The organism is Rathayibacter sp. VKM Ac-2754 (assembly GCF_009807095.1).
Classification (GTDB): domain Bacteria; phylum Actinomycetota; class Actinomycetes; order Actinomycetales; family Microbacteriaceae; genus Rathayibacter.
On the sequence record NZ_WUCC01000013.1, the window covers coordinates 18593 to 42345 of the forward strand.

Consider the following 23753-nt stretch of genomic DNA (forward strand, 5'->3'; position numbering starts at 1 on the left):
TGCTCGCGGGGATGATCGGTTTCGACATTGCCTGCGAAACTGCGAGAAGCGGGTCGAGGATCCAGGGTTATCTCGTTAACGATCTCTGGAAAACACAGGTGCCGAACAGAAGCGCACCGACTTCGCTCTCGCTGCCTAAGCCAGAGTAGATAGTCCGTCAGCCCGTGGGTGCGTCCTCGCCCCGGATCCTGGCGTCATCTAGAGGACTTGCTGCGTCGTTACGCCTGAGGGCGACGCGGGACTTGCACTCGGGCTGGGCCCGTCGACCGATGCGCCGATGGTAACGGTCGGGGCCGAGCAGAACGCTCTCATCGGCTACACCCGTAGAAGGCGCAGAATCACAGCGATGGACGGGGGTTCGATTCCCCCCATCTCCACCACCGGTCGTCGTCGCACACCTCGAGCTCCGCCGAAGAGGCCGTCCAGCAGGGCGGCCTCTTCGGCGTTCCGGCGCGCCCGCGGGAGTCCGCTTCCCTCGTGGCGACGCCGATCCGACCCCGTGATCGCCTCCGACCGAACTTAATAAAGAAAGTTTGGAAAGTTGTAGCGCGAGGTCGGATCCTTGCGTACAGTCGCCTCATCGGACGGAGTCAGCCCCCACGATCAGCGGTCATCAGCACCGCTCGTGAGCGGGCGCCGGGTCCGGATCCCCACAACGATGTGAGAAGAGGAACAAGGATGACGAAGTTCAGGTTCGGAGCGGTGGTCGGCCTCGCGGCGGCGGCAGCGCTCGTTCTGGCGGGGTGCGGCGCGGAGTCCGGCGGTGACGCCTCGGTGGAGGCGAGCGACTCCGGCGAGGTGACCTGGTGGGGCTGGACCCCCGACACCCCCGTCGCGGAGCGCTACATCGCGGCGTTCAACGAGGAGTACCCCGACATCGAGGTCACCTACAAGAACTTCGAGAACGTCGACTTCCGCACCACCATCACGCCCGCCCTCGACTCGGGCAAGGGCCCCGACGTGTTCGACCTCTCGCCCGCGGGCGGCTCTCCCGATCTGTGGGGTCCGTACGCGATCGACCTCGCTCCCGTCGCCGAGGAGGCCCTCGGGACGGACTGGGAGTCGAAGCTCGGCGACGGCTACGTCGAGCAGCTCACCGACTCCGAGGGCCGGCTCGTCTCGCTCCCGCTCGGCGGGATGGCTGCGGGCTTCCTCTGGTACAACCAGGACCTCCTGACGCAGGCCGGGGCCGAGGTCCCGACCGACTACGACTCCTGGGTCGACACCTGCCAGAAGATCACCGCCATCGGCAAGACCTGCTTCACGATGGGCGCCGGCGGCGAGGACACGTTCCCGAGCGAGATGTACCACGCGATCGCCAACTCCGTGGACCCCGACTTCTTCATCGAGGCGGCCACGGGACAGGCGAAGTGGGACGACCCGCAGGGCGTCGAGACGCTCCAGATCATCAAGGACATGAAGGACGACGGCATCATCTCGGCCGACGCCCTGGACGGCACGCAGTACCCCCTCGCGAACGAGCAGTTCATGAAGGGCGACGCGGTCATGGTGCAGATGGGCTTCTGGTACACCCAGTACTCGGGCGCCGAGTCGTGCAAGGCGGCCCGCGAGGCGGCAGGAGTGAGCGATCCGACCTGCTTCGTCCAGCTGCCGGCGGCGTTCCCCGATGTCGCGGGCGAGGGCAACGGATCCGCGTACTTCGGCGAGGCCGACTACGGTCTCGCGATCAACGCCGACTCGCCGAACATCGGTGCGGCGAAGACCTTCGTCTCGTGGATGACGATGTCCGAGGCCGGGCAGCAGAACGTCGCGAACGCCCTCGACCTCCTGCCGGCGCTCCAGGGCGTCGCGCCGGACTGGTCGAGCATCGAGCTCGTCGACCAGGGAGTGCAGCAGGCGGCGATCGAGGCGCTCATCGCCGACAGCAGCGCCGCCGACCAGTCGCGCCAGTGGCAGACCTCCGAGACGACGCTCGACGCCGTGGTGCTCGCGATCCAGCAGATCCTCGACCCCACGATCGACAAGTCCGTCGAGGAGATCGCCGCAGAGATGCAGGCGGGCTCCGAGGCGACCTCCATCGGCCTCGACTGATCCCCGATCGGAACCCGCTCATGACGGTCACGGCACCCCCCGAGGCTCGACCGACGACGCCCCGGGGCGACGAGAGGCGGGCTGGACGGCCCGCGAAGCGGTCCTCCCGCCTCGTCCCCGGCGGGATCGCCTGGATCCTGCCCGGCTTCATCCTGTCGGTCGGACTGATCTACTACAGCATCGTCTACTCCGGCTACCTCTCCTTCTTCGACTGGGGAGGCGGACGTCAGCGGATGACGCCGGTCGGCTTCGGCAACTACGTCGAGGCGCTGACGAATCCGACGTTCTGGACCGCGCTGCGGAACACGGGCATCTACTTCGTCGTGGTGTTCGTCGTCCAGGTCGTCGGCGGGGTCCTCTTCGCCGCCGCCATGCACTCCCGGATCTTCCTCGCCAACGTCTACAAGGTGATCGTCGTGATCCCCGTCGTGGTCGCCCCGGCGACGCTCGCTCCGGCGCACCTCCAGGTGTGGCAGACCGACGGGACGCTCAACCGGATCCTCGAGACCATCGGCCTGGGCTCGCTCGCCCAGGGCTGGCTCGGGCAGTCGACGACGTCGCTGCTCGTCGTGGTCGCCGTCGGCTGCTGGGGCTCGGTCGGGTTCGGCTTCATCCTCTTCTACGCCGGCATGGCGCAGATCGACCCCGAGATGCTCGAGGCCGCACGGATCGACGGGGCCGGCAACCTCCGGATCCTGTTCTCGATCGTGCTGCCGACGCTGCGTCCGATCACCGTGTCGCTGGCGATCCTGAACTTCATCACCGCGCTGAAGCTCTTCGACAACGTCTGGCTGATCACCCAGGGCGGCCCGGCCCACTCGTCCGAGTTCCTCGGCACGATGATCTACTCCGAGACCGCGGGATCCTCCCGCAACCTCGGCTACGCGGCCGCGCTGTCCGTCATCCTGCTCGTCATCGCGCTGGTGACCTCGGTCGTGATCCAGCGCCGCAGCCGCGAGCGCGTCGCCCTGATCGAGGAGGACCTGCCCCGTGTTTGAGACGCGCTCCCTGCGCTCGAGGCTCGTCCTCCAGCTGATCGTCACGATCGCCGTGCTGCCGTTCGTCATCCCGATCTACGCGATGCTCACGCGATCCTTCGCCGGCTCGGGCTGGGGCAACTACGCGGCGGTGCTCGCGGTGCCGGGATTCGCCCGCTTCTTCCTCAACTCCGCGATCGTCGCGGGCGGATCGATCATCCTGATCTACCTCACGACGATGATGGCGGCGTTCGGCTTCTCGAAGCTCCGGGTGATGCGCAAGGAGGTCTACTTCTGGATGATGATGGCGGCTCTCACGCTGCCCGAGGTCGTCCTGATCGCGCCGCTCTACGCGACGGCCGTGCGGCTGGAGCTGCTGGGCACGTTCTGGTCGGTGATCCTGCCGATCGCGGCGCTCCAGATCCCCTTCACCGTGCTCATCACGCGCGGGTACGTCGACGGAATCCCCGACTCGCTGTTCGAGGCGGCGCGGCTCGACGGAGCGGGCACGATGCGCATGTTCTGGTCGATCCTGCTCCCGCTCGCCCGGCCGATGGCGGTCGCCCTGACCGTCCTGGTCCTGATCAACGCGTGGAACGCCTACCTGCTGCCGAAGGTGTTCCTGACGAGCGAGGACATGGGGGTCGTCACCCTGCTGCCCGAGTTCTTCCGCCGGCAGTACAACGACGACACGCCGAAGATCCTCGCGGCCGCGGTGATCACGGCTCTTCCCACGATCGTTGCCTATGTGGCCCTGCAGAAGCAGTTCGAGCGCGGTATGGCCGCGGGCGCGATCAAGTAGGCCGAGGGGGAGACGAGCACCATGCGGAATCGGAACGAGCGGGTCGCCCCGCGGGCGGAGGCGGAGCAGTGAACGGGATCGGACTCGCGGTGGCGCGGAGCAGGAGGGACGACCGGTTCGTCCAGTCCCTGATCCACGCCCTCGCCGACCCCCTCGTCGAGGAGGGCCTGAGCCTCACCACCGCCGTGGTCGAGGATGCGCAGGCCGAGGAGCGCGTCTACCGGCACTGGGCCGACGTGGGCGGGATCGGCGGAGTGGCGCTGCTGGGCGTCGAGCAGGACGACCCGCGCGTCGCCCTGCTGACCTCGCTGGGCTTCCCCGTCGCGGGAGTGGTCGACTCGGCCGTCGAGACGGACATCCCCGCGGTGGTGGTCGACTTCGACGCCTCGATCGACGTCCTCCGCGCGTTCCTCGACACGCGACCGCAGCGTCGCATCGTGTTCATCAGCGCCACCCTCGAGGGCGAGTCCGCCGACGGCCGAGCGGCAGCGATGGAGATCGCCGAGCTCGGCGGGGCCTTCGAGGTCGTCCGCACCGAGCACAGCACCGCCGCGGCGGTCGCCGCCGGGGCGGCCGCCCTCGCCTCCGGACCGGTGACGCTCGTCTTCGACAGCGACATCCCGGCGGCGGCGGCGCTCGAGTCGTACAGCGCGCAGGGTCTGCGGGTGCCGGACGACGTGGCGATCGTCTCGTGGACGGACTCGGCCCTCTGCCGCGGGGCGAGCCGCTCCCTGACGGCCATCGACCGGCGCGGCAGCGAGATCGGCGCCCTGCTCGGGACGAGGATGCTGGCCGCGGTGGCCGGCGACCGGACGACCCGCGTGCGCGCCCCGCGCCCGTTCGTCGTGGCGGGGGAGACGGCATGAGCGGCATCAGGAGGCTCGGGCCGTCGTCCGAGAACACCCGCAGCGCGATCCTCGACATGATCCGCTCGAGCGGGACGGTGAGCCGCATCGAGCTGGCCGAGATGTCGGGACTGACCGCCACGTCCATCACCAAGATCGTCAAGTCGCTGCTCGACGACGGGCTCGTCATCGAGACCGGCTTCGGCGACTCGACCGGCGGCAAGCGGCGCAGTCTGCTCGAGCTGAACCCCCGGGCGCGCTTCGCCGTCGGCGTCTCGCTCGACGACGCGCGCCTCACCTACGTGGTCACCGATCTCGGCGGCACCGTCGTCGGTCAGCTGGTGTCGCCGGGAGTCGGCAGGGCCGCGCCGAGCGTCGAGATCCAGCGGATCGCCGAGGAGCTCGAGCAGCTGCTGCGCCGACTGCACATCCCCGCGGGCGATGTCGTCGGCGTCGGAGTCGCCGGAGCCGGACTCGACCTCGGAGCCGGCGCGGAGCGGCTCTCCGTCACGGCGGAGCACTGGGACTCCTTCGCGCTCCGCGAGGCGCTCGAGAGCCGGATCGGCCTGCCGGTCGTCCGCGACAACGACGCCGCCTGCGCCGCGCTCGGCCAGTTCTGGGTCGGGCGGATCCCGGCCACCCAGGACTTCGCGACCCTGTACATGTCGAACGGGTTCGGCATGGGGCTGATGGTCGGCGGCAGCGTCGCGCGCGGCGCCTCCTCGAACGTCGGCGAGATCGGCCACATGGTGCTCGACATCGACGGCCCCGCCTGCTGGTGCGGGTCGCGGGGGTGCCTCGAGATCCTCGCCGCTCCGAGAGCCGTCGTCGCGAAGGCGCGGCGCGACGCCGGATTGAGCGCCGAACTCGGACTCACAGGGGAGGACGGCGGGCTGCGCCACGACTTCGGCGCGATCGGCCGCGGAGCCGCCGGCGGCGAGGAGCGCTGCGTCGCCCTGATCGAGTCGTCGGCCCGCTACGTCGGTGCGGCTGTGCTCTCGGTGGTCAATCTGCTCGATCTCGACCGCGTCTACCTGCAGGGCCCGGGCTTCGCCGACGCCGGAGCCCTGTACGTCAGGACGATCCGCGATCTCGTCACCCGTCTCGCCCGCACGAGGTCCATCCACTCCGTCTCGGTCGAGCTCGCCGACCCGGGACTCACGGCGGCGGCGGTCGGGGCGGCGACCCTGGCGCTCCAGCACGTGCTGACACCCCATGCGCGGGCGGAGCGGACCGACGACCGCGACTCCGCTCCCCGGCAGGCGGTGGCCTCCGCGCTCGGCTGACCCCCCGTTCCTCCCTCCTCCTGCTTCCGCGGCTCTCGAGCCGCGTGCCCCGTCTCACTCCGAGACCCTGCGGCTCCGCCGCGCCCACGAGCATCCGCTCACCCTCACGAAAGGACCGGCACCTGTGGCCATTCGATCCGTCCTCCTCAACGTCGCCGACATCGACCGCTCGGTCGACTTCTACACGCGCTTCCTCGGCGTCGAGGTCGTCGAGGCGAGCGCGGACGCCGCCGTCCTCGACGCCGTCACCGCGACCCTCCGCCTCGCCCGCCTCGACGAGGCCGAGGCCAGCAGCTTCGAGCCGGACGACCTCCAGGCGGGATTCCGTCACGTCGGCTTCAAGGTGGCCGACCTCGACGACCGGGTCGAGGCGCTCCACGCCGCCGGCGTCCCCTTCCAGCTCGAGCCGATCCACGCCGAGGGCGACGTCCGCATCACCTTCTTCTACGACCCGGACGGCACCCTCCTCGAGCTCGTCGAGGGACCGCTGCAGTACCACGAGGTCTACGACCGGGACGCGGTCGACCGCGACTGGGGACTCGGCACCCCCTCGCGCCCCCGCTTCGACCACGTCGCCGAGACCGTCTCGGATCTCGCGCGGACGAGGGACTACTTCGCGGGCCTCGGCTACCGGCGGATGTCGGGCATCCACCAGCCCAGCGACCCGCGCGGCTTCGAGATCGACTTCCTGCGCGACGGCGACAGCTCCCTCGAGATCTTCACCTACGAGCGGGCCGAGAAGTCGCACCGCGCCCCCCAGCTGCGCGCACCGGGCTTCGTGGCCGCCGAGTTCGTCGGCACCGTGCCCGCGACGGCGCAGCCGGTCGGGACGCTCGACGGGGTCGACTACTACTCCGACGCCGACGGCCTCGTCCACGCCGTGGCAGCGGAATGACGGCGACGGGGAGCCTCCGCCCGCTCGGGGCGACGGGTCTGCGCGTGAGCCCGATCACTCTCGGCGGCGGACCGCTCGGCAGCATGCCCGAGAACTTCGGCTACGACGTCGCGGAGCGGGACGCGATCGACCTGGTCCGGGCGGTGCTCGACAGTCCGATCAGGACGATCGACACGTCGAACGGGTACTCGGCGGGCCGGAGCGAGCAGCGGATCGGAGCGGGCATCGCGGAGCACGGCGGGCTCCCCGACGACGTCGTCGTGATCACCAAGGTCGATCCGAGCGGCGACGACTACAGCGGCGACCGCGTGCGGCGCTCGCTGGAGGAGAGCCGCACCCGCCTCGGCATCGACCCGCTGCCCCTCGTCCACCTGCACGACCCGGAGTACCACGACTTCGCGGCGATCACGGGCCCGGGCGGCGCTCTCGAGGCGCTGGTCGCGGCGAGGGAGAGCGGAGAGATCGGCTCGCTCGGTCTCGCGGGCGGCGACGTCCGCGAGATGAGCCGCTACCTCGAGCTCGGCGTCTTCGACGTCGTCCTCGTGCACAACCGGTGGACCCTCGTCGACCGCAGCGCCGGTCCGCTCCTCGAGCGGGCGGCCGAGCTCGGGGTCGGAGTCGTCAACGCGGCGGTCCTGGGCGGCGGCATCCTGGCCGATCCGACCGGGAGGATCACGCGCTACGGCTACCGGGAGGCGTCGCCCGCGACGCTGGCCGCCGTGGAGTCGCTCCGGCGGGTCTGCCGCGCCTGGGGCACCGATCTCGCGACCGCCGCGATCAGGTTCTCGACCCGGCAGGAGCGGATCGGCTCCACCGTCGTCGGGATCAGCCGGATCGAGCGCCTCACCCCGACGCTCGCCGCCGCCGAGATCGAGCTCCCGGACGAGTTCTGGGCCGAGCTCGAGTCGCACCTGCCGACGCCCGACAACTGGCTCGACGCGCCGTCGACCTGACCCGCGTCATTCCTGCACACCACACCTCTCACGAATCGAGTCACCATGCCTCTCGTCCGCATCGACATGCACGAGCCCCTCGCCGACCTCCGCCCGCAGATGAGCGCCGCGATCCACAGCGCGCTCGTCGACGGCTGGGAGATGCCGGCCGACGACCTGTTCCAGATCTTCCAGCTGCACGCGCAGGGCGACCTGTTCTACAGCCGGACGTTCCCCGACGCCGACAGGACCGACATCGTGTTCGTCCAGATCCTCGCCTACACCGGCTACAGCCCCGAGGTGAAGCAGCGCGGCGCCGCCCTGATCGTCGAGCGGCTCGCCGAGCTCGGCATCGAGCGAGACGACATCCTGATCGCCCTCAGCGAGAACGGCGACGGCGACTGGCTCGCTCCGTCGAAGGAGGCCTGACGTGCACCGCAGCGACTTCCCCGCCGACTTCGTCTGGGGCACGGCGACGGCGGCGTACCAGATCGAGGGCGCCGTGGCCGAGGACGGCCGGGGCGACAGCATCTGGGACGCCTTCGCCCGCACACCCGGCGCCATCGCCGACGGTCGCACGGGCGACCCGGCCGACGACCACTACCACCGCTTCGGCGAGGACACCGCGATCATGGCCGACCTCGGTGTCGACGCCTACCGCTTCTCGATCTCGTGGTCGCGGATCCAGGCCGAGGGCACCGGCGCGGCGAACGCCGCCGGCATCGGCTTCTACCGTCGGCTCGCGGAGGGCCTGCTCGAGCGGGGAGTGACGCCGTGGGCGACGCTCTACCACTGGGACCTCCCGCAGGCGCTCGAGGAGCGCGGCGGCTGGCTCGAGCGCGACACCGCGCTGCGCTTCGCCGACTACGCCGCGCTCGTCGCCGAGTCGCTGGGCGACGTCGTCACCGACTGGATCACCCTGAACGAGCCGTGGTGCTCGTCGTTCCTCGGCTACGCGAGCGGCGTGCACGCGCCGGGGCGGACGGAGGGCACGGCGGCCGCCCGCGCGGCGCACCACCTGCTGCTCGGGCACGGGCTCGCGCTCCCGCGCGTCCGCGAGGCCGTGCCCGACGCCTCCGTGGGCATCACGCTCAACCTCTACTCGGTGCGCGCCGCCTCCGACAGCGCCGCCGACCGGGACGCCGCGCGCCGCATCGACGGCCTGGGCAACCGGCTCTTCCTCGACCCCGTGCTGACGGGCGCGTACCCCGAGGACGTGCTCGCCGACCTCGGCGAGCGGGAGTGGTTCGCGGAGCACGCGCCGGCGGAGGACCTCGCGGCGATCGCGGCACCGATCGACTTCCTCGGCATCAACTACTACAGCCGCCACACGGTCCGCACCGGTACGGAGTCGGCGGAGGCGAGCTCCTACCCCGGCAGCGAGTCGGTCGAGTTCGTCGACACCGGTGCGCCGCGGACCCGGATGGGCTGGGAGATCCATCCCGACGGTCTGCTGGACGTGCTGGCCCAGGCGAATGCGCTCGCGCCGTCGCTGCCGCTCGTCGTGACCGAGAACGGCTCGGCCTACGACGATGTCGTGGAGCCGGACGGCTCGATCCACGATCCCGAGCGGACGGCGTACCTCGAGCAGCACGTGGCGGCCTGCCGGAAGGCGGTCGAGCGGGGGCTGCCCCTGCGCGGCTACTTCGTCTGGTCACTGATGGACAACTTCGAGTGGGCCTGGGGCTACACGCGGCGCTTCGGCCTCGTGCACGTCGACTACGAGACGCAGCGCCGCACGCTCAAGACGAGCGCCCGCTGGTTCGCCCGCTTCCTCGGCGGGAGGTCGGCGGGCGACACGCCCTAGCGGGCGGCCCCGAAGAGGCTGCCCGCGGCGGGTCCGGTGGTCGGGTCGAACACCGCGCAGAAGACGGTGCGGTCGCCGTGGCGCCAGCTGACCTCGGAGGGGACGAAGCTGCGGTACTCGAGGGCGGAGTCGCCGTAGGCGATCCCGATGGTGGGCGGGAACTCGGGCTCGCAGGCGGCCTCGGCCTGGGCGAGGAGCGTGTTCCTGCTGGTGTAGTCGGCGCCGGGCTGCGCGAAGGCGTGGAAGACCTCGAGGTCGTGCACGTCCGCGCAGGGGACGAGGTCGACGTCGGCGACGCGATCGTCGTCGGGCTCGAGCAGGCAGTCGCCCTTGCGGACCGAGAACGCGTCGCCGACGCCCGCGGTCACCACCACTCCGCCCTCGTCGCGCACCGCCTCCGGAGCGCCGGAGCCGACCACGGAGGAGCAGCCCGCGAGGGGCAGCGCGAGCGCCACCGCGATCAGCGCGCCGGTGCGCCGCCTCATCGGCGCGCCGCGATGCGGAGCACGGTGTCGTGCAGGACGCCGTTGGTCGCGAGGGCGCTGCCGTGCCACGGCCCCGGCTCGCCGTCGACGGAGGTGAACCGGCCGCCCGCCTCCTCGACGATCGGCACGAGCGCCGCCAGGTCGTAGGGCTTCACGTCGAACTCGCCCGCGCCGTCGATGAGGCCCTCGGCGACGAGCATGTAGGCCCAGGCATCGCCGTACGCGCGATCGCGGAAGACCGAGCGGGCGAGTTCGAGGAGCTGCTCGAGGCGGCCGGCTCCGTCCCACTGCTGGATGCTGTTGTAGCTGAAGGTCGCGTCGGCGAGATCGGCGACCTGCGAGACGCGGATGCGGCGCGGCTCCGCGCCGTCGAGCACCCACGCGCCCGATCCCGTCGCCGCCCACCAGCGCTTGCCGAGCGCGGGGGAGGAGACGACTCCGACCACCGGCACCCCGTCGACGGCGAGGGCGATCAGCGTCGCCCAGATCGGCACGCCGCGCAGGAAGTGGGCGGTGCCGTCGATCGGATCGAGGATCCACTGCCGCCGGGGGTCGCCGCCCGAGGTGCCGAACTCCTCACCGAGGATCGAATCGTCGGGGCGCTCGGCCTCGAGCAGCCCGCGGATCGCCTCCTCGACCGCGCGGTCGGCGTCGGTCACGGGCGTGTGGTCGGGCTTGGTGGTGACGACGAGGTCGAGAGCGCGGAACCGCTCGCGGGAGATCGCGTCGGCGGCGTCGGCGAGACGGAGGGCGAGGCGGAGGTCGTCGTCGAGAGTCACGGGTTCCACGATACCGGCGGGGCCCTCGAGGACCCCGGCACCGCCGCCGGCCCGCCGATTTGACGAACCGCGCATGAGTCACCTAGTGTTATCCCTCGGTTCGGCATGCACTGTTCGCCGGTCCGAACGCACCTCTAGCTCAATCGGCAGAGCAACTGACTCTTAATCAGTGGGTTCTCGGTTCAAGTCCGAGGGGGTGCACCCTCCGAAACGCTCGCCCCGGCATCATCGCCGAGACGGGCGTTTCGTCGTTCAGCGTCGAGCTCCGGATCGCCTCTCTGCAGGCACCCCCACGCAGGCCACGCCGAACGAAAGGCACTCATGCCCGAAGACGTCCTCTCCGAGATCGGCACGATCGCGCTGGCCGTGGTCATCGCCGTCGTCGTCGCCGTCGTCGTCACCGCCCTGGTGGCGCTCGTCGTCCGCTCGATCGGCAAGCGCAAGACCTGGGCGCGCCTGCTCATCCGCCGCGTGCGGATCCCCTTCCGGGTGCTCCTGATCACCATCGCCGTCTGGGTGGCGCTCGCCGCGACCGTGTCGGGCGAGGTCTGGCCGGGTCTGGTCGACCGGATCTTCCAGATCGCGACGATCGGAGCGGCGGCGTGGCTCGTCGGGGCGCTCTTCGTCTTCCTCGAGGATCTCGGCGCCGAGCGCTACCGCACCGACACCGCCGACAACCGGCGCGCTCGGCGCCTCCGCACGCAGATGACGATCATCCGGCGGGTGGCCGTCGCCGCGGTCGTCGTGGTCGCGCTCGGAGCCTCTCTCCTGACCTTCCCCGAGGCGCGGACCGCGGGCGCGAGCGTGCTCGCCTCGGCCGGTGTGCTCTCGATCGTGGCCGGCCTCGCGGTGCAGTCGAGCCTGACCAACATCTTCGCGGGGATGCAGCTCGCCTTCAGCGACGCGATCCGCCTCGACGACGTCGTGATCGTCGAGGGCGAGTGGGGGCGGATCGAGGAGATCACGCTGACCTACGTCGTCGTGCACCTGTGGGACGACCGCCGCCTCGTGCTGCCGACCAACTACTTCACCACCCAGCCGTTCCAGAACTGGACCCGCACCGGATCCGAGCTGCTCGGCGCCGTCGAGCTCGACCTCGACTGGCGCGTGCGGCCCGACGAGATGCGGGAGGAGCTGCACCGGATCCTCGAGGAGACCGACCTCTGGGACCAGCGGGTGAGCGTGCTGCAGGTGACGGACGCCGTCGGCGGGTACGTCCGCATCCGCGTGCTCGTGACCGCCAAGGACGCGCCCACGCTGTTCGACCTGCGCTGCTACGTCCGCGAGCGGCTCGTCACCTGGCTGCACGAGAGCGACCCCGTCGCCCTGCCGCGCCAGCGCGTCGAGATGCAGCAGCCCCAGGAGCAGAGCGCAGGTGTCGCGCCCCGCACGCACGCGCACTCGTCGCCCGACAACCTGTTCTCGGGCGACCGCGCGTCGAACGAGCGCGGCGCCCTGTTCACGGGCCTGATCGACCTGCGCGACACTCCGAAGAAGGAGTAGCGCAGGCCGATCGGCCCGGCCGCTCAGCGCCCGATGGACGACATGTCGGCGTACCGGTCGCCGACCGGCGCCTCGACCGCGCCGAGCGCGGCGAGCTGCTCGTCGGTGAGCTCGAGCGCGTCGGCCGCGGCGTTCTCCTCGATCCGCGACACCCGCTTGGTCCCGGGGATCGGGGCGATGTCGTCGCCCTGGGCGAGCAGCCAGGCGAGCGCCACCTGGGCGGGGGTGGCGTCCGCCTCGGCGGCCACCCGGTCGACCTCCTCCACGATCCGGAGGTTCGCCTCGAGTGCGCCGCCTGCGAAGCGCGGGTTGTCGCGCCGGAAGTCGTCCGCTCCGAGGGCGTCGACCGAGCGGATCGCGCCGGTGAGGAAGCCGCGGCCCAGCGGCGAGTAGGGCACGAAGCCGATGCCGAGCTCGCGCAGCACCGGGAGCACCTCGGCCTCGGGGTCGCGGGTCCAGAGCGAGTACTCCGACTGCAGGGCGGTGACCGGGTGGACGGCGTGCGCGCGGCGGATCGTCGCGGGTGCCGCCTCCGACAGGCCGTAGGCCAGGATCTTGCCCTCCTGGATCAGCTCGGCGAAGGCGCCCGCCGTGTCCTCGACGGGGACGCTCGGGTCCATCCGGTGCTGGTAGTAGAGGTCGATGCGGTCGGTGCCGAGGCGGCGGAGGGACCCCTCGACCGCGAGCCGGAGGTTATCGGGCGAACCGTCGAGACCCCGCTCGCCGGTGGTGCGGTGGAGCATGATGCCGAACTTGCTGGCCAGCACCACCTCGTCGCGGCGGCCGGCCAGCGCGCGGCCGACCAGCTCCTCGTTCGTGTAGGGGCCGTAGATCTCGGCGGTGTCGACGAAGGTGACGCCGAGATCGAGGGCGCGGTGGATCGTGCGGATCGACTCCGCGTCGTCGGTGCCGGCACCGGTGTAGTAGTCCGACATGCCCATGGCGCCGAGGCCGAGGCGGGAGACGTGGAGGGCGGCAGGGCCGGATCCGAGGGTGATGGTCTTCATGGGGCGGTGGTCCTCTCCTGGTACGCCGCGATCTTGATGTCGATCGCGACGAGGCCGGCGTGCGTCCGGGCGAGCTGCGCCTCCACGTCGGCGCGGTGCGCCTGGAGGAGCGCGAGGCGCTCGGGTTCGCTGTCCGGTCCGATCCTGACCAGCTCCGCGTACTCGCGGATGCGCGCGATCGGCATCCCCGTCGAGCGCAGCCTGGTCAGGAAGTCGACCCAGCCGATGTCCGCGGGGCGGTAGCGGCGGTGACGGGACGAGGCGCGCTCGATCGCGTCGAGCATGAGCCCCGCCTGCTCGTAGTACCGCAGCGTGTGCACGGTGAGACCGGTGACGGCGGCGACCTCCGAGATCGAGAGCGCGCTGTCATCGGTCCGCTCGGGAGCGGTTCGGCTGGTGGACACGGCGTCAACCTACGACCTCGAGTGCACTCGAGGTCAAGCGAGGCCGGCGAGGAACTCCGTGACGGCGTCGGTGATCGCGCGGTCCGCCTCCTCGTGGCTGATCGTCGCCGTGCCGTCGCCGGGCTGCGGGCCGTACCAGCCGAAGTCGGCGTGGTTCGCCCCGTCGATCTCGACCAGGTCGGCGTCGGCCGGGAGCTGGTCGCGGGCGGCGTCGACCTTCGCGGGGGTGCTCAGGCCGTCCTCCGAGCCGCTGACGCTCAGGACGGGGAGCCCGGACTCGGAGAGGTCGTTCGCGCAGTAGCTCCCGAAGAGCACGAGCCCCGCCACCTCGGGATCCTCGGCCCACTGGCACGCCTTGACGCCGCCGAGCGAGTGCCCGCCGACGAGCCAGCGGTCGACGCCGTCGGCCTGCTGCGTGAAGCTCTCGAGCGAGCGCAGGTCGAAGAACGCGAGGTTGAGGATCGGACGGGTGATCACCACCGTCGCGCCCTCGTCGACGAGCGGGGCGAGTGTGGCCTCGTACGACTGCGCGTCGACCTTGGCGCCCGGGACGAAGACGAGACCCGTCCCGGCCAGATCGCTGCTGGAGGAGGCGGCGGTCGGCGTCATCACGATCGCCGAGGGGGTGCGCTCGACGCTGACGCCGGCGTCCGTGCGGACGCCCGCGAGCGCCTCCTCGTCGGGGCCCATCACGATCGACGACCAGGTCAGGAAGCCCAGCACCGCGACCGCCAGGAGCCCGCCCACGATCAGCAGGACGAGGCGGAGGGGCCGTCGCCGGCGACGCGCGCTCATCGGTTCGCCGCGATCGCGTCGGCCGCCTGCACCAGCGCCAGGTGCGAGAGCGCCTGCGGGGTGTTGCCCGCGTGCCGGCGCTGCTCGACGTCGTACTCCTCCGAGAGCAGCCCGACGTCGTTGCAGAGCCCGACCAGCCGCGTCATCAGGGCCTGGGCGTCGTCGATCCGGCCCGAGTACGCGTACTGCCGCACGAGCCAGAACGAGCACGCGACGAACGGATGCTCGCCGCCGGCGAGTCCGTCGACCGACGACTCGGTGCGGTAGCGGTGCAGCAGCCCGTCCTGCAGCAGGACCCGCTCGAGCTCGGCGACGGTGCCGAGCATCCGCGGATCGTCGGCCTCGACGAAGCCGACCATGGGCAGGACCAGGAGCGACGCGTCGACCTCGCTCGATCCGTACGACTGCACGAAGTGGCCGCGGTCGGCGTCGAAGCCCTGCGCCTCGATCTCGGCCCGCACCCGATCGCGCAGCGCCTCCCACGTCTCGAGGGACCCCTCGAGCCCGTACTCGCGGACGGCGCGGACGCCCCGATCCAGCGCCGCCCAGATCATCACCCGCGAGTGGGTGAAGTGCCGGGGCTCGCCCCGGATCTCCCAGATGCCGTTGTCGGGCCGCTGCCAGTTGTCCTCGACGTAGCCGAGCAGCGCCCGCTGGAGGGGCCAGGAGAACTCGGTCTCGTCGACCCCCGCGAGCCGCGCCTCGTGCAGCGCGACCATGACCTCGCCGATGACGTCGGCCTGGTACTGATCGACCGCCGCGTTGCCGATCCGCACCGGCGAGGCGCCGTCGTAGCCGGGCAGGCTCGGCATGGTGCGCTCGAGCAGATCGCGCTCGCCGGCGAGCCCGTACATGATCTGCACGTCCTCGGGGGCGCCCGCGACCGCGCGCAGCAGCCACGCGCGCCACTTCTCGGCCTCCTGCTCGAAGCCGTGCGCGAGCAGCGCCTGCAGCGTCAGCGAGGCGTCGCGGAGCCACACGTAGCGGTAGTCCCAGTTGCGGCTCCCGCCGAACTGCTCGGGGAGCGAGGTGGTCGCCGCCGCGACGATGCCGCCGGTCTCGTCGTCGGTCAGGGCGCGGAGGGTGAGCAGCGAGCGGACGACGGCCTCGCGGTGAGGTCCGTCGTAGCGGATCGACTCCGCCCACGTGCTCCACCACGAGATCGTGCGCTCGAGGGCGCTGTCGACGTCGAGCCGCTTGGGGGCCCGGCGATGCGACGGGAACCAGGCCATCGAGAGGTCGACCGTCTCGCCCGCGGCCACGTCGAACTCGGCGGAGTGCACATGGTCGGTGGCCGTCAGGCGCATGCCGCGCACCACGACCGCGTCGGGGCCGGCGACCGCGACGAGCAGCGGATCCTCGTCCGTGCCCTCCTGGCGCACCCACGGCAGCGTCCGCGCGTAGTCGAAGCGGATGCGCAGCTCCTGGCGCATCCGCACCGTGCCCGAGACGCCCCGGACGCGCCGGACCAGTTCGGCGCGCTCGTCGCGCAGCGGCATCACGTCGAGCACCTCGACGACTCCGGTGGAGGTGGTCCAGCGCGTGACCAGCGCGAGCGTCTCGCCCAGGTAGTGGCGCTCGACGGTGGCATCGGCCTCGAGCGGACGCAGCGACCAGCGGCCCTGGTCGTCGCCGCCCAGCAGCGCACCGAAGATCGAGGCGGAGTCGAAGCGGGGGAGGCAGAGCCAGTCGATCCCGCCGTCGCGGGAGACGAGGGCGGCGGTGCGGCAGTCGGAGAGGACGGCGTAGTCCTCGATCGGGGAGACCATGGGCTGATCCTCTCAGGACGCGCCTGCATGTCGGGCGGACACCGTGGTCTCCCAGTCAAGGCCGAGAGACGCGCTGCGAGAGCCCTCTAGGGTGAGCCGCATGCCTCAATCGGTCTCCACGCTGCTCATCCTCGGCGCGACGGGGGACCTGTCCTCCCGCCTCCTGCTGCCCGCTGTGGGGCAGCTGCTCACCCGCGAGCCCGAGCGCCGCCTCCAGCTGGTCGGCGCCGGTCGAGAGGACTGGACCCAGGAGCACTGGCACGAGGTGGTCTCCGCGTCGTTCGGCACCGAGGAGTCGACCGGCACCGGTATCGACCAGCTCGTCGCGGGCACCCGCTACCAGCAGATCGACGTCACCGATGCGGAGGCGCTCGCCGACCTGCTCGCGAGCTGCGACGGCCCCGTCGCCGTCTACTTCGCGCTGCCTCCGGCGATCGCCGCGAAGGCGTGCGACGCGCTGGCAGAGCACGAGCTGCCGGAGGGGACCGTGCTCGCTCTCGAGAAGCCGTTCGGCACCGACGAGGCCGGCGCCCGCGCGCTCAACGAGCGGCTCGCGGCCCTGGTCCCCGAGGACCGCATCCACCGCGTCGACCACTTCCTCGGGCGCGCGACGGTGATGAACATGCTGGGGCTGCGCTTCGCCAACCGCATCCTCGAGCCGCTCTGGTCGTCCGAGCACATCGAGAGCGTGGCCATCGTCTACGACGAGCAGCTCGGCCTGGAGGGGCGCGCCGGCTACTACGACGGCGCCGGTGCGATGATCGACATGATCCAGAGCCACCTCCTGCAGGTGCTCGCCGTCGTGGCGATGGAGCCGCCGTCGACGCTCGACGCGGCCGACCTCCGCGACGCGAAGGGGATCGTGCTGCGGGCGACTCGCCTCCTCGGGGACGACCCCGCGGAGAGCTCGCGCCGGGCCCGCTACACCGCGGGCACGATCGACGGCCGGGAGCTGCCCGCCTACGTCGACGAGCAGGGCGTCGACCCCGAGCGGGGCACCGAGACCCTCGCCGAGCTGACCGTCGAGATCGACACCTGGCGCTGGTCGGGCGTGCCGTTCACGCTGCGCTCGGGCAAGGCGCTGGGGGAGCGCCGCCGCGAGGTGGTCATCCGCTTCAAGCCCGTGCCGCACCTGCCGGCGGGCTTCCACGGCACCGAGGAGCCCTCGGTGCTGCGGCTGTTCCTGGCTCCCGACCAGATGTCGCTCGAGCTGAACATCAACGGCCCGGGTGATCCCTACTCGCTCGAGCGCGCCTCGCTCGACGCGACCTTCGGTGCCGGCGAGCTGCTCGCCTACGGCGAGGTCATCTCGGGGATCCTCGACGACGACCCGTCGCTCTCGGTCCGCGGCGACGCGGCCGAGGAGTGCTGGCGGATCGTGCAGCCCGCGATCGACGCGTGGCGCTCGGACGCCGTGCCCCTCGACGACTACGCCGCCGGCAGCCGCGGCCCCGAGGCCTGGCCGACCGTCTGACCGGCGACGTCGCCGCCCGGCACTGCCCGCAGGAGCGGCGCCCGCTGCCAGCATGCTGTTCGAGCCCGCAGCCCCGCAGGGGCGTATCGAGACCCACCAGCTTCAGCCGATGAGGCGTCTGCCCTCACCGTCTGAAGGACGTGGATCTCGATACGCCCGCGGCGCGGGCTACTCGATCAGCATGCTGGCGGCGGGACGCCGTCCTGCTGCTGAAGACGCGTGACCCGGCGACGGCGGGCTCAGCGGGCGGAGTCGGCGGCGGCCGGGGCGTCGGCGCGCTCGGACTGCGCCGGATCGGCCCAGACGGCGATCGGCTGCGGGTCCCAGGTCAGGGCCGCGGGCTCGGTCGCGGTCACCGGGGGAGTCGACGCGGTCATCACGGGGATCGCCTCGGTGATCGGGCTCGAGGTGGCCTCCACGCCGGCGCGGAGCTGCTGCGCCTGGATCGCGGAGGAGAGCTCGTGTGCGAGCGAGCGCGCGAGCATGCCGTGGAAGATCGGATCCCGGTCGTCGTGGCTGCGACGGGTGACGACCCAGGCGCCCTCGGCTCCGACGAACGCCGCGAGGCGCTCGTGCACGACGGCGAAGAGCTCGTCCTGCGTGAGCGCGGGAGCCGCGACGACCTCGGGGGCCGGCTGGCGGCGCCTCAGACGAAACCTCATGACGAACCCCGTTTCCCGTGCACCTGGCGGTATGGACACCAGTGTCGCCGGGTCACGGGGACGAGCCGGGCTGACACGCCGCGGCCGCGGCACGCGGCGCGTCAGGGGGCGGGGGAGCGGCCGCTCAGCGGTCGCGCTTCTTGCCCTTCGACTCCTTCGCGAGCTCCTTGGAGTCGTACGAGACCGAGCCGAGTGCGACCGCGACGGCGATCGCCCAGCTGACCCACTGCAGAGCCAGACGCCAGTCGCGCGGACCCTTGCGGGTCGTCTGGAGAATGGACCAGCCGCCGACCATCGCGCTGATGACGCTCGAGTTGAGGATGAACTTGCGCATCGATTGCCTCCCGTGTTCATGACGACGCTAGCGGGCTGATCGGGCTCTCAGGGACGGTTGACACCGCACGGTGGTTCGGCCCGCTACGGTGGACCGCCACCGACGACGGTCGGCGCCGAGAGGAACGGGTACGTCATGCGCACGGCGGTGATCGGGGCGGTGCTCCTCGTGCTCGGAGGCGTCGCCGTCGTCACGGGCGTCCTCCCGCTGGACGCGCTGGGCGAGCTGGTGGAGCGCACGGCTCCCATCCTCGCGTTCGTCGTCGCCGTGACGGTCGTGGCCGAGCTGGCCTCGGAGGCGGGGGTCTTCACCGTGGTCGCCGAGCGCGCCGCGGTCTGGGGGCGCGGTCGCACAGCGGGGCTGTGGCTCCTGGTGGTGGCGATGGCGATCGTCAGCACGGTGTTCCTCTCTCTCGACACCACGGCGGTGCTGCTCACACCGGTGGTGGTGCTGCTCGCGGCGCACGTGAAGGTCTCTCCGCTGCCCTTCGCGATGGCGACGGTGTGGCTGGCGAACTGCGCCTCGCTCCTGCTGCCCGTCTCCAACCTGACGAACCTGCTCGCGGAGCGACGGCTCGGCGTCGACGGCCCGCTCGCGTTCGCCGCCCTGACCGCCCTGCCCGCGCTCGTCGCCGCCGCGGTGCCCGTGCTGATCCTGGCCGTCCGCTACCGCCGCGAGCTGGCGGGCCGCTACGTGGCGGGCGTCCGCACCCCGGTCGAGGACCGCGTCCTCCTCCTCGGCGCGGGAGTCGTCGTCGCCCTGCTGCTGCCCGCGCTCGTCTCGGGGCTCGAGGTGTGGATCCCCGCGGCGGTGGCCGCCCTCGCCCTCGTGGTGCTCTTCGCGGTGCGCCGGCGCGGGGCGCTGCGCTGGTCGCTCCTGCCCTGGCAGCTGGTCGTCTTCGCCTCCGGCCTCTTCATCGCGATGGAGGCGGCGCACCAGCTCGGACTCGGGACGGCGCTCGCCGTGGTGGCCGGCGAGGGGAGCGGAGTCGGCGATCTGCTCCGGCTGGCGGGCTCGGGAGCGGTCGCGGCGAACCTGGTCGACAACCTGCCCGCCTACCTCGCCCTCGAGCCGGTCGCGTCGGATCCGGTGCGCCTCGTCGCGCTGCTGATCGGCGTGAACGCCGGGCCGCTGATCACTCCGTGGGCGTCCCTCGCGACGCTGCTCTGGCACCAGCGCCTGACCGCCCTGGGCGTCAGCATCTCGTGGCGCCAGTACGCGCTGCTCGGCCTCGTCGCGGTCGTCCCGACCGTCGGCGGAGCGGTGCTCGCGCTCGCTCTCACGCAGGCCTGATACCCGGCAGTCGTCCGGGAGGGGCTGCTAGCCTCGGCCCGTAAGAGACGGCTCGACCGACGATGGGGAACACCATTCTTCCGAACACTGCCTCCGACCCTCTCGAGAACGCCGCGGCACCCCGCAACGCGTTCGTCGTGGTCTCCAACCGCCTCCCCGTCGACCGCGTGGTCGCCGAGGACGGGACGGCCTCGTGGAAGACCTCGCCCGGTGGCCTGGTCACCGCGCTCGAGCCGGTGATGCACGCCAACGCCGGCGCCTGGGTCGGCTGGCCAGGAGTCGCCGACGAGGAGGTCGCGCCCTTCGAGAACGACGGGGTGCAGATCGTGCCCGTCGCCCTCAGCGCCCAGGAGCTCGAGGACTACTACGAGGGCTTCTCGAACGACACGCTCTGGCCGCTCTACCACGACGTGATCGCACCGCCCACCTACCACCGCGACTGGTGGGACGCCTACGTCCGCGTCAACCGCCGCTTCGCCGAGGCGGCCGCCGCGGTGACCGAGGACGGCGGAGTCGTCTGGGTGCAGGACTACCAGCTGCAGCTCGTGCCGAAGATGCTCCGCGAGCTCCGGCCCGACGTGACGATCGGCTTCTTCAACCACATCCCGTTCCCGCCCTACGGCATCTTCGCGCAGCTCCCGTGGCGCAAGCAGATCGTCGAGGGGCTGCTCGGGGCCGACGTCATCGGCTTCCAGCGCCAGGGCGACGCGGGCAGCTTCCTCCGCGCGGTCCGCCGGCTGCTCGGCTACGACACCCGCAGCACCGTGGTCGAGGTCCCGGTCGAGGAGGAGGCGGTGAGCGGCACCCGCCGCGTCAACCGCTCCCGCCGAGGGGCGAGCGTGCGGCCGGTGGTCGCCAGGCACTTCCCGATCTCGATCGACGCCGCCTCCTTCGAGGAGATGGCGCGCAGCCCCGAGATCCAGGAGCGCGCGCGGCAGATCCGCCACGACCTGGGCGACCCGCAGACGGTCATGCTCGGCGTCGACCGCCTCGACTACACCAAGGGCATCGGCCACCGTCTGAAGGCCTTCGGCGAGCTGCTGGCCGACGGGCGGCTCAGCACCGACGACGCCGTCCTCGTGCAGGTCGCCAGCCCGAGCCGCGAGCGCGTCGAGACCTACAAGCAGCTCCGCGACGACATCGAGCTGCAGGTCGGCCGCATCAACGGCGACTACGGCACCATCGGCAATCCGGCGATCAGCTACCTGCACCACGGCTACCCGCGGGAGGAGATGGTCGCCCTCTACCTCGCCGCCGACGTCATGCTCGTGACGGCCCTGCGCGACGGCATGAACCTCGTCGCCAAGGAGTACGTCGCCTCCCGCTTCGACAACGACGGCGTGCTCGTGCTGAGCGAGTTCACCGGCGCCGCCGACGAGCTCAAGCAGGCCGTGCAGGTCAACCCGCACGACATCTCGGGTCTCAAGGACGCGATCGAGGCGGCGGCTCGGATGCCGAAGGTCGAGCGCACCCGGCGGATGCGGGCGCTGCGCCGCCGCGTCCTCGAGAACGACGTCGCGCGCTGGTCGGCCAGCTTCCTCGCCGCGCTGGCCGAGCACGCCGAGGGCCAGCAGCTCGACGTGCGTCCGGCCGCGAGGGGCCAGGAGGCGCCGCTCGGCCAGGAGGCCGAGCACGACCAGGACGCCGCGTACGGCCTCGCCGCGGTCGCCCGCGAGGCGGAGGACGCGCGATGAGCACCGTGATCCCCGTGCCCGGTGTGCCGCACCAGCCCGGCGTCCCGGACCGTCTCGTGGTCGCCCTGCGCGAGCTCGCCGCCACCGAGCGGCTCCTCGTCGCCCTCGACTTCGACGGCACGCTGGCGCCCGAGGTCGACGAGCCCGCGCGCGCCCGTGCCCTCCCCGAGGCGCGCGAGGCCGTGCTCCGCCTGCTCGCCCTGCCCGGAACCCGCGTCGCCCTCGTCTCGGGACGCGCGCTCGAGAGCCTCGAGGAGGTCGCGCAGCTCCCCGACGAGGCCCTCCTCGTCGGCTCGCACGGCGTCGAGATCCGTCTCGACCCCGACGAGGACGCCGTGCGCCTGGACCCCTCCGAGCAGGCCAGGGTCGACGTGCTCGAGGACGTGCTGAAGGGCATCGCCCGCGGCATCGACAACGTCTGGATCGAGGACAAGCCCGCCGGCTTCGCCCTGCACACCCGCCTCGCCACCGACAGGCACAGCCGGGTCGCCCACGTCGTCGCCCTCTCGGAGGCGCGCGCCGAGGTCGAGGGCGTCCACGTCCGCGAGGGCAAGAACGTCCTCGAGTTCTCGGTCCGCTCCACCACGAAGGGGGAGGCCGTCGAGCACCTCCGCCGCTACACCGGCGCGACGGCCGTGCTCTACGCGGGCGACGACGTGACCGACGAGGACGCCTTCGCCGTCATGCGCACCGGCGACGTCGGCATCAAGAGCGGCGAGGGCACGACCTCGGCCGGCTACCGCGTCCGCGGCCCCGAGCAGGTCGCGCACGCGCTGTCGCTGCTGGCGGAGTTCCGCTCGGCGACCGACTAGCGGGCCTCGCTCCGGACTCAGTCGGCCGCCGGCACCACGTCCCAGTGCTCGCGGATGAGGCCGTCGTCGACTCGGAAGACGTCCGCCGCCAGGACGGGGTCGCCCGGCTCCGCTCCCACGCTCTGCGAGAAGGTCCAGACCAGGTCGCCGTCACCGAGGGAGACGACCGACTCCTGCGGCGGGAACGTCGCCGACCCCGAGAAGAGCGACTTCAAGGCCTCCGTCCCGTTCGGAGCGACCGGGTTGTGCTGGAGGTAGGCGGGGTCGAACGCCGTGTCGAGGATCGAGACGTCCTGGTCGCGGAAGAGCGTGTCGTAGGCGTTCACGGCGAGCACGCGGTTGCTCTCCTCCTCCGTCTCCGATGGAGCGACCGCCGGTGCCGGAGGGTCGTAGAGGTCGCTGAACATCGTGTTGGTATTGCCGCTGGCCGGAGTGCCGGTCGCGATCGGCTGGTCGAAGGACCAGCGCTCGACGACCGTGCCGCCCTCCAGGCGGAACAGGTCGACCGCCGCCTCGCCGGTCCGCTCGTCGGCAGGATCGGACGCCACCTGGTAGTGCACGGCGACGAGCTCACCGTCGGCGGCGGTGCGCTTGACGACCGCCTGCGCTCCCGGGACCCGGCCGCGGTCGGCGGTGAACTCTGCGAGGAGTCCGCCCGGCCCCGCCTGCCGACCTGAGCCGTGCGCGACCGCATCGGCGGCGACGACCCGCTCGGCCGTCGCCGCAGCCTCCGAGGACCCGGGATCGGGGAACGCCTCCGTGTAGAGACTGAGCACGGCGGCCAGGTTCGCCTCCTCGGTCGCGGAGTCACTGCGGTCGACCGTCGAGCCGCCCTCGTCCCGGCCGCTCGCGGCGGACGGCGGAGTCGGGGACGGGTCCGTCGCGCCGGCCGAGGTGGCCCGGCACCCCGCGAGCAGCGGGACCGCGGCGAGGACGACGACGGTGCGGACGAGCGGAACGAGGACACCACGAGGCCTGGTCATGACCATCACTGTGCGGCGGGTTCCTGAGCCGGAGGTGCGATCGTCGCGGGTTTCGCTGAGAACGCACGCACCGATCGAGAGCCGCCGTGCTCGCGCGGTACCGATCCGTCACGAACGCCCCGTGTCCCGGAGGCGGTTTCAGTTCTCTAGTGCAACGGCTCGG

23 protein-coding genes, 1 tRNA gene and 1 other RNA gene are annotated in these 23753 nt (G+C 71.8%); 16 read left to right on the forward strand and 9 right to left on the reverse strand.

The genetic code is table 11. The features are described 5' to 3' along the window. Positions 1–7: 7 nt before the first annotated feature. From ssrA to GRS92_RS16990, 10 genes are all read left to right on the forward strand, one after another. Positions 8–380, forward strand: a transfer-messenger RNA (tmRNA) gene (gene ssrA, locus GRS92_RS16945). A gap of 298 nt (positions 381–678) precedes the next feature. Next, positions 679–2052 carry an ABC transporter substrate-binding protein gene (locus GRS92_RS16950; protein ID WP_159858855.1) on the forward strand — a complete coding sequence of 458 codons (1374 nt, stop codon included), beginning with the start codon at positions 679–681 and terminating at the stop codon, positions 2050–2052. 20 nt (positions 2053–2072) lie between these two features. Continuing rightward, positions 2073–3050 carry a carbohydrate ABC transporter permease gene (locus tag GRS92_RS16955; protein WP_159858858.1) on the forward strand — a complete coding sequence of 326 codons (978 nt, stop codon included), beginning with the start codon at positions 2073–2075 and terminating at the stop codon, positions 3048–3050. After that, complete coding sequence (locus GRS92_RS16960; protein ID WP_159858861.1) at positions 3043–3831, forward strand: carbohydrate ABC transporter permease; 789 nt, start codon at positions 3043–3045, stop codon at positions 3829–3831. The genes GRS92_RS16955 and GRS92_RS16960 overlap by 8 nt, the downstream gene beginning before the upstream one ends. A 68-nt stretch (positions 3832–3899) precedes the next feature. Further along, entirely contained in the window at positions 3900–4697 is a 798-nt protein-coding gene (locus GRS92_RS16965) for a substrate-binding domain-containing protein (RefSeq protein ID WP_159858864.1), read from the forward strand. After that, the gene (locus GRS92_RS16970; protein ID WP_159858867.1) at positions 4694–5962 is read left to right on the forward strand and encodes an ROK family transcriptional regulator; all 1269 of its coding nucleotides are present in this window, start codon (positions 4694–4696) and stop codon (positions 5960–5962) included. The genes GRS92_RS16965 and GRS92_RS16970 overlap by 4 nt, the downstream gene beginning before the upstream one ends. 124 nt (positions 5963–6086) lie before the next feature. After that, positions 6087–6857 (forward strand): VOC family protein, encoded by a 771-nt coding sequence (locus tag GRS92_RS16975; protein WP_159858870.1) that lies wholly within the window; start codon positions 6087–6089, stop codon positions 6855–6857. Between the two features lie 44 nt (positions 6858–6901). After that, positions 6902–7810 carry an aldo/keto reductase gene (locus GRS92_RS16980; protein ID WP_327437456.1) on the forward strand — a complete coding sequence of 303 codons (909 nt, stop codon included), beginning with the start codon at positions 6902–6904 and terminating at the stop codon, positions 7808–7810. Positions 7811–7855: 45 nt separating this feature from the next. Further along, positions 7856–8218, forward strand: coding sequence for a tautomerase family protein (locus GRS92_RS16985; RefSeq protein WP_159858876.1), 363 nt, complete (start codon positions 7856–7858; stop codon positions 8216–8218). A 1-nt stretch (position 8219) separates the two neighbouring features. Next, on the forward strand, positions 8220–9596 hold the full coding sequence (locus GRS92_RS16990; RefSeq protein ID WP_159858879.1) for a GH1 family beta-glucosidase: 1377 nt from the start codon (positions 8220–8222) through the stop codon (positions 9594–9596). On the opposite strand, the gene GRS92_RS16995 is transcribed toward GRS92_RS16990, so the two are convergent. Together GRS92_RS16995 and hisN are read right to left on the reverse strand one after the other, a co-directional pair. Beyond that, complete coding sequence (locus GRS92_RS16995) at positions 9593–10081, reverse strand: septum formation family protein (RefSeq protein ID WP_159858882.1); 489 nt, start codon at positions 10079–10081, stop codon at positions 9593–9595. The genes GRS92_RS16990 and GRS92_RS16995 overlap by 4 nt on opposite strands. After that, positions 10078–10860, reverse strand: a complete 783-nt coding sequence (gene hisN, locus GRS92_RS17000; protein ID WP_442966247.1) for a histidinol-phosphatase — start codon at positions 10858–10860, stop codon at positions 10078–10080. The genes GRS92_RS16995 and hisN overlap by 4 nt, the downstream gene beginning before the upstream one ends. 128 nt (positions 10861–10988) lie before the next feature. Here hisN and GRS92_RS17005 point away from each other — a divergent pair. Further along, positions 10989–11061, forward strand: a tRNA-Lys gene (locus tag GRS92_RS17005). A gap of 120 nt (positions 11062–11181) precedes the next feature. Beyond that, positions 11182–12363, forward strand: a complete 1182-nt coding sequence (locus tag GRS92_RS17010; protein ID WP_159858888.1) for a mechanosensitive ion channel family protein — start codon at positions 11182–11184, stop codon at positions 12361–12363. Positions 12364–12386: 23 nt separating this feature from the next. Here the strand turns inward: GRS92_RS17010 and GRS92_RS17015 are convergent, their stop codons facing one another. From GRS92_RS17015 to GRS92_RS17030, 4 genes are read right to left on the reverse strand one after another with little or no spacing between them, the layout of a single operon-like run. After that, on the reverse strand, positions 12387–13370 hold the full coding sequence (locus GRS92_RS17015) for an aldo/keto reductase (protein WP_159858891.1): 984 nt from the start codon (positions 13368–13370) through the stop codon (positions 12387–12389). After that, on the reverse strand, positions 13367–13774 hold the full coding sequence (locus GRS92_RS17020) for a MerR family transcriptional regulator (protein ID WP_159858894.1): 408 nt from the start codon (positions 13772–13774) through the stop codon (positions 13367–13369). Before GRS92_RS17020 ends, GRS92_RS17015 begins: the two co-directional genes overlap by 4 nt. A 33-nt stretch (positions 13775–13807) precedes the next feature. Next, complete coding sequence (locus tag GRS92_RS17025) at positions 13808–14569, reverse strand: alpha/beta hydrolase (RefSeq protein ID WP_159858897.1); 762 nt, start codon at positions 14567–14569, stop codon at positions 13808–13810. Beyond that, positions 14566–16338, reverse strand: coding sequence for a glycoside hydrolase family 15 protein (locus GRS92_RS17030; protein WP_159858900.1), 1773 nt, complete (start codon positions 16336–16338; stop codon positions 14566–14568). The genes GRS92_RS17025 and GRS92_RS17030 overlap by 4 nt, the downstream gene beginning before the upstream one ends. A 100-nt stretch (positions 16339–16438) precedes the next feature. On the opposite strand from GRS92_RS17030, the gene GRS92_RS17035 reads away from it, so the two are divergent. Continuing rightward, positions 16439–17812 (forward strand): glucose-6-phosphate dehydrogenase, encoded by a 1374-nt coding sequence (locus GRS92_RS17035; RefSeq protein WP_204162061.1) that lies wholly within the window; start codon positions 16439–16441, stop codon positions 17810–17812. Between the two features lie 239 nt (positions 17813–18051). Here the strand turns inward: GRS92_RS17035 and GRS92_RS17040 are convergent, their stop codons facing one another. Then, positions 18052–18474: a hypothetical protein gene (locus GRS92_RS17040; RefSeq protein WP_159858906.1), complete on the reverse strand. Its 423-nt coding sequence runs from the start codon at positions 18472–18474 to the stop codon at positions 18052–18054. 124 nt (positions 18475–18598) lie between these two features. After that, positions 18599–18808 (reverse strand): hypothetical protein, encoded by a 210-nt coding sequence (locus GRS92_RS17045; protein ID WP_056042160.1) that lies wholly within the window; start codon positions 18806–18808, stop codon positions 18599–18601. A 135-nt stretch (positions 18809–18943) separates the two neighbouring features. On the opposite strand from GRS92_RS17045, the gene GRS92_RS17050 reads away from it, so the two are divergent. The 3 genes from GRS92_RS17050 to otsB all read left to right on the forward strand — a co-directional run bounded on the left by GRS92_RS17050 (position 18944) and on the right by otsB (position 22607). Continuing rightward, a complete protein-coding gene (locus tag GRS92_RS17050; protein ID WP_159858909.1) occupies positions 18944–20101 on the forward strand; it encodes an SLC13 family permease in 1158 nt (385 codons plus the stop codon). A 62-nt stretch (positions 20102–20163) separates the two neighbouring features. Next, positions 20164–21795, forward strand: coding sequence for an alpha,alpha-trehalose-phosphate synthase (UDP-forming) (locus tag GRS92_RS17055; RefSeq protein ID WP_159858912.1), 1632 nt, complete (start codon positions 20164–20166; stop codon positions 21793–21795). Then, positions 21792–22607 (forward strand): trehalose-phosphatase, encoded by an 816-nt coding sequence (gene otsB / locus GRS92_RS17060; RefSeq protein WP_159858915.1) that lies wholly within the window; start codon positions 21792–21794, stop codon positions 22605–22607. The genes GRS92_RS17055 and otsB overlap by 4 nt, the downstream gene beginning before the upstream one ends. Positions 22608–22624: 17 nt before the next feature. On the opposite strand, the gene GRS92_RS17065 is transcribed toward otsB, so the two are convergent. Continuing rightward, positions 22625–23590, reverse strand: coding sequence for a nuclear transport factor 2 family protein (locus GRS92_RS17065; RefSeq protein ID WP_204162423.1), 966 nt, complete (start codon positions 23588–23590; stop codon positions 22625–22627). Positions 23591–23753: the final 163 nt, after the last annotated feature.

What these genes read in the sequence shown, in the direction of transcription:
- GRS92_RS16950 (WP_159858855.1), top strand. Translation starts at nt 679, where the DNA reads ATGACGAAGTTCAGGTTCGGAGCGGTGGTCGGCCTCGCGGCGGCGGCA.
- GRS92_RS16955 (WP_159858858.1), top strand. Translation starts at nt 2,073, where the DNA reads ATGACGGTCACGGCACCCCCCGAGGCTCGACCGACGACGCCCCGGGGC.
- GRS92_RS16970 (WP_159858867.1), top strand. Translation starts at nt 4,694, where the DNA reads ATGAGCGGCATCAGGAGGCTCGGGCCGTCGTCCGAGAACACCCGCAGC.
- GRS92_RS16985 (WP_159858876.1), top strand. Translation starts at nt 7,856, where the DNA reads ATGCCTCTCGTCCGCATCGACATGCACGAGCCCCTCGCCGACCTCCGC.
- GRS92_RS16995 (WP_159858882.1), bottom strand. Translation starts at nt 10,081, where the DNA reads ATGAGGCGGCGCACCGGCGCGCTGATCGCGGTGGCGCTCGCGCTGCCC.
- GRS92_RS17010 (WP_159858888.1), top strand. Translation starts at nt 11,182, where the DNA reads ATGCCCGAAGACGTCCTCTCCGAGATCGGCACGATCGCGCTGGCCGTG.
- GRS92_RS17015 (WP_159858891.1), bottom strand. Translation starts at nt 13,370, where the DNA reads ATGAAGACCATCACCCTCGGATCCGGCCCTGCCGCCCTCCACGTCTCC.
- GRS92_RS17025 (WP_159858897.1), bottom strand. Translation starts at nt 14,569, where the DNA reads ATGAGCGCGCGTCGCCGGCGACGGCCCCTCCGCCTCGTCCTGCTGATC.
- GRS92_RS17030 (WP_159858900.1), bottom strand. Translation starts at nt 16,338, where the DNA reads ATGGTCTCCCCGATCGAGGACTACGCCGTCCTCTCCGACTGCCGCACC.
- GRS92_RS17035 (WP_204162061.1), top strand. Translation starts at nt 16,439, where the DNA reads ATGCCTCAATCGGTCTCCACGCTGCTCATCCTCGGCGCGACGGGGGAC.
- GRS92_RS17040 (WP_159858906.1), bottom strand. Translation starts at nt 18,474, where the DNA reads ATGAGGTTTCGTCTGAGGCGCCGCCAGCCGGCCCCCGAGGTCGTCGCG.
- GRS92_RS17045 (WP_056042160.1), bottom strand. Translation starts at nt 18,808, where the DNA reads ATGCGCAAGTTCATCCTCAACTCGAGCGTCATCAGCGCGATGGTCGGC.
- GRS92_RS17050 (WP_159858909.1), top strand. Translation starts at nt 18,944, where the DNA reads ATGCGCACGGCGGTGATCGGGGCGGTGCTCCTCGTGCTCGGAGGCGTC.
- GRS92_RS17055 (WP_159858912.1), top strand. Translation starts at nt 20,164, where the DNA reads ATGGGGAACACCATTCTTCCGAACACTGCCTCCGACCCTCTCGAGAAC.
- otsB (WP_159858915.1), top strand. Translation starts at nt 21,792, where the DNA reads ATGAGCACCGTGATCCCCGTGCCCGGTGTGCCGCACCAGCCCGGCGTC.
- GRS92_RS17065 (WP_204162423.1), bottom strand. Translation starts at nt 23,590, where the DNA reads ATGACCAGGCCTCGTGGTGTCCTCGTTCCGCTCGTCCGCACCGTCGTC.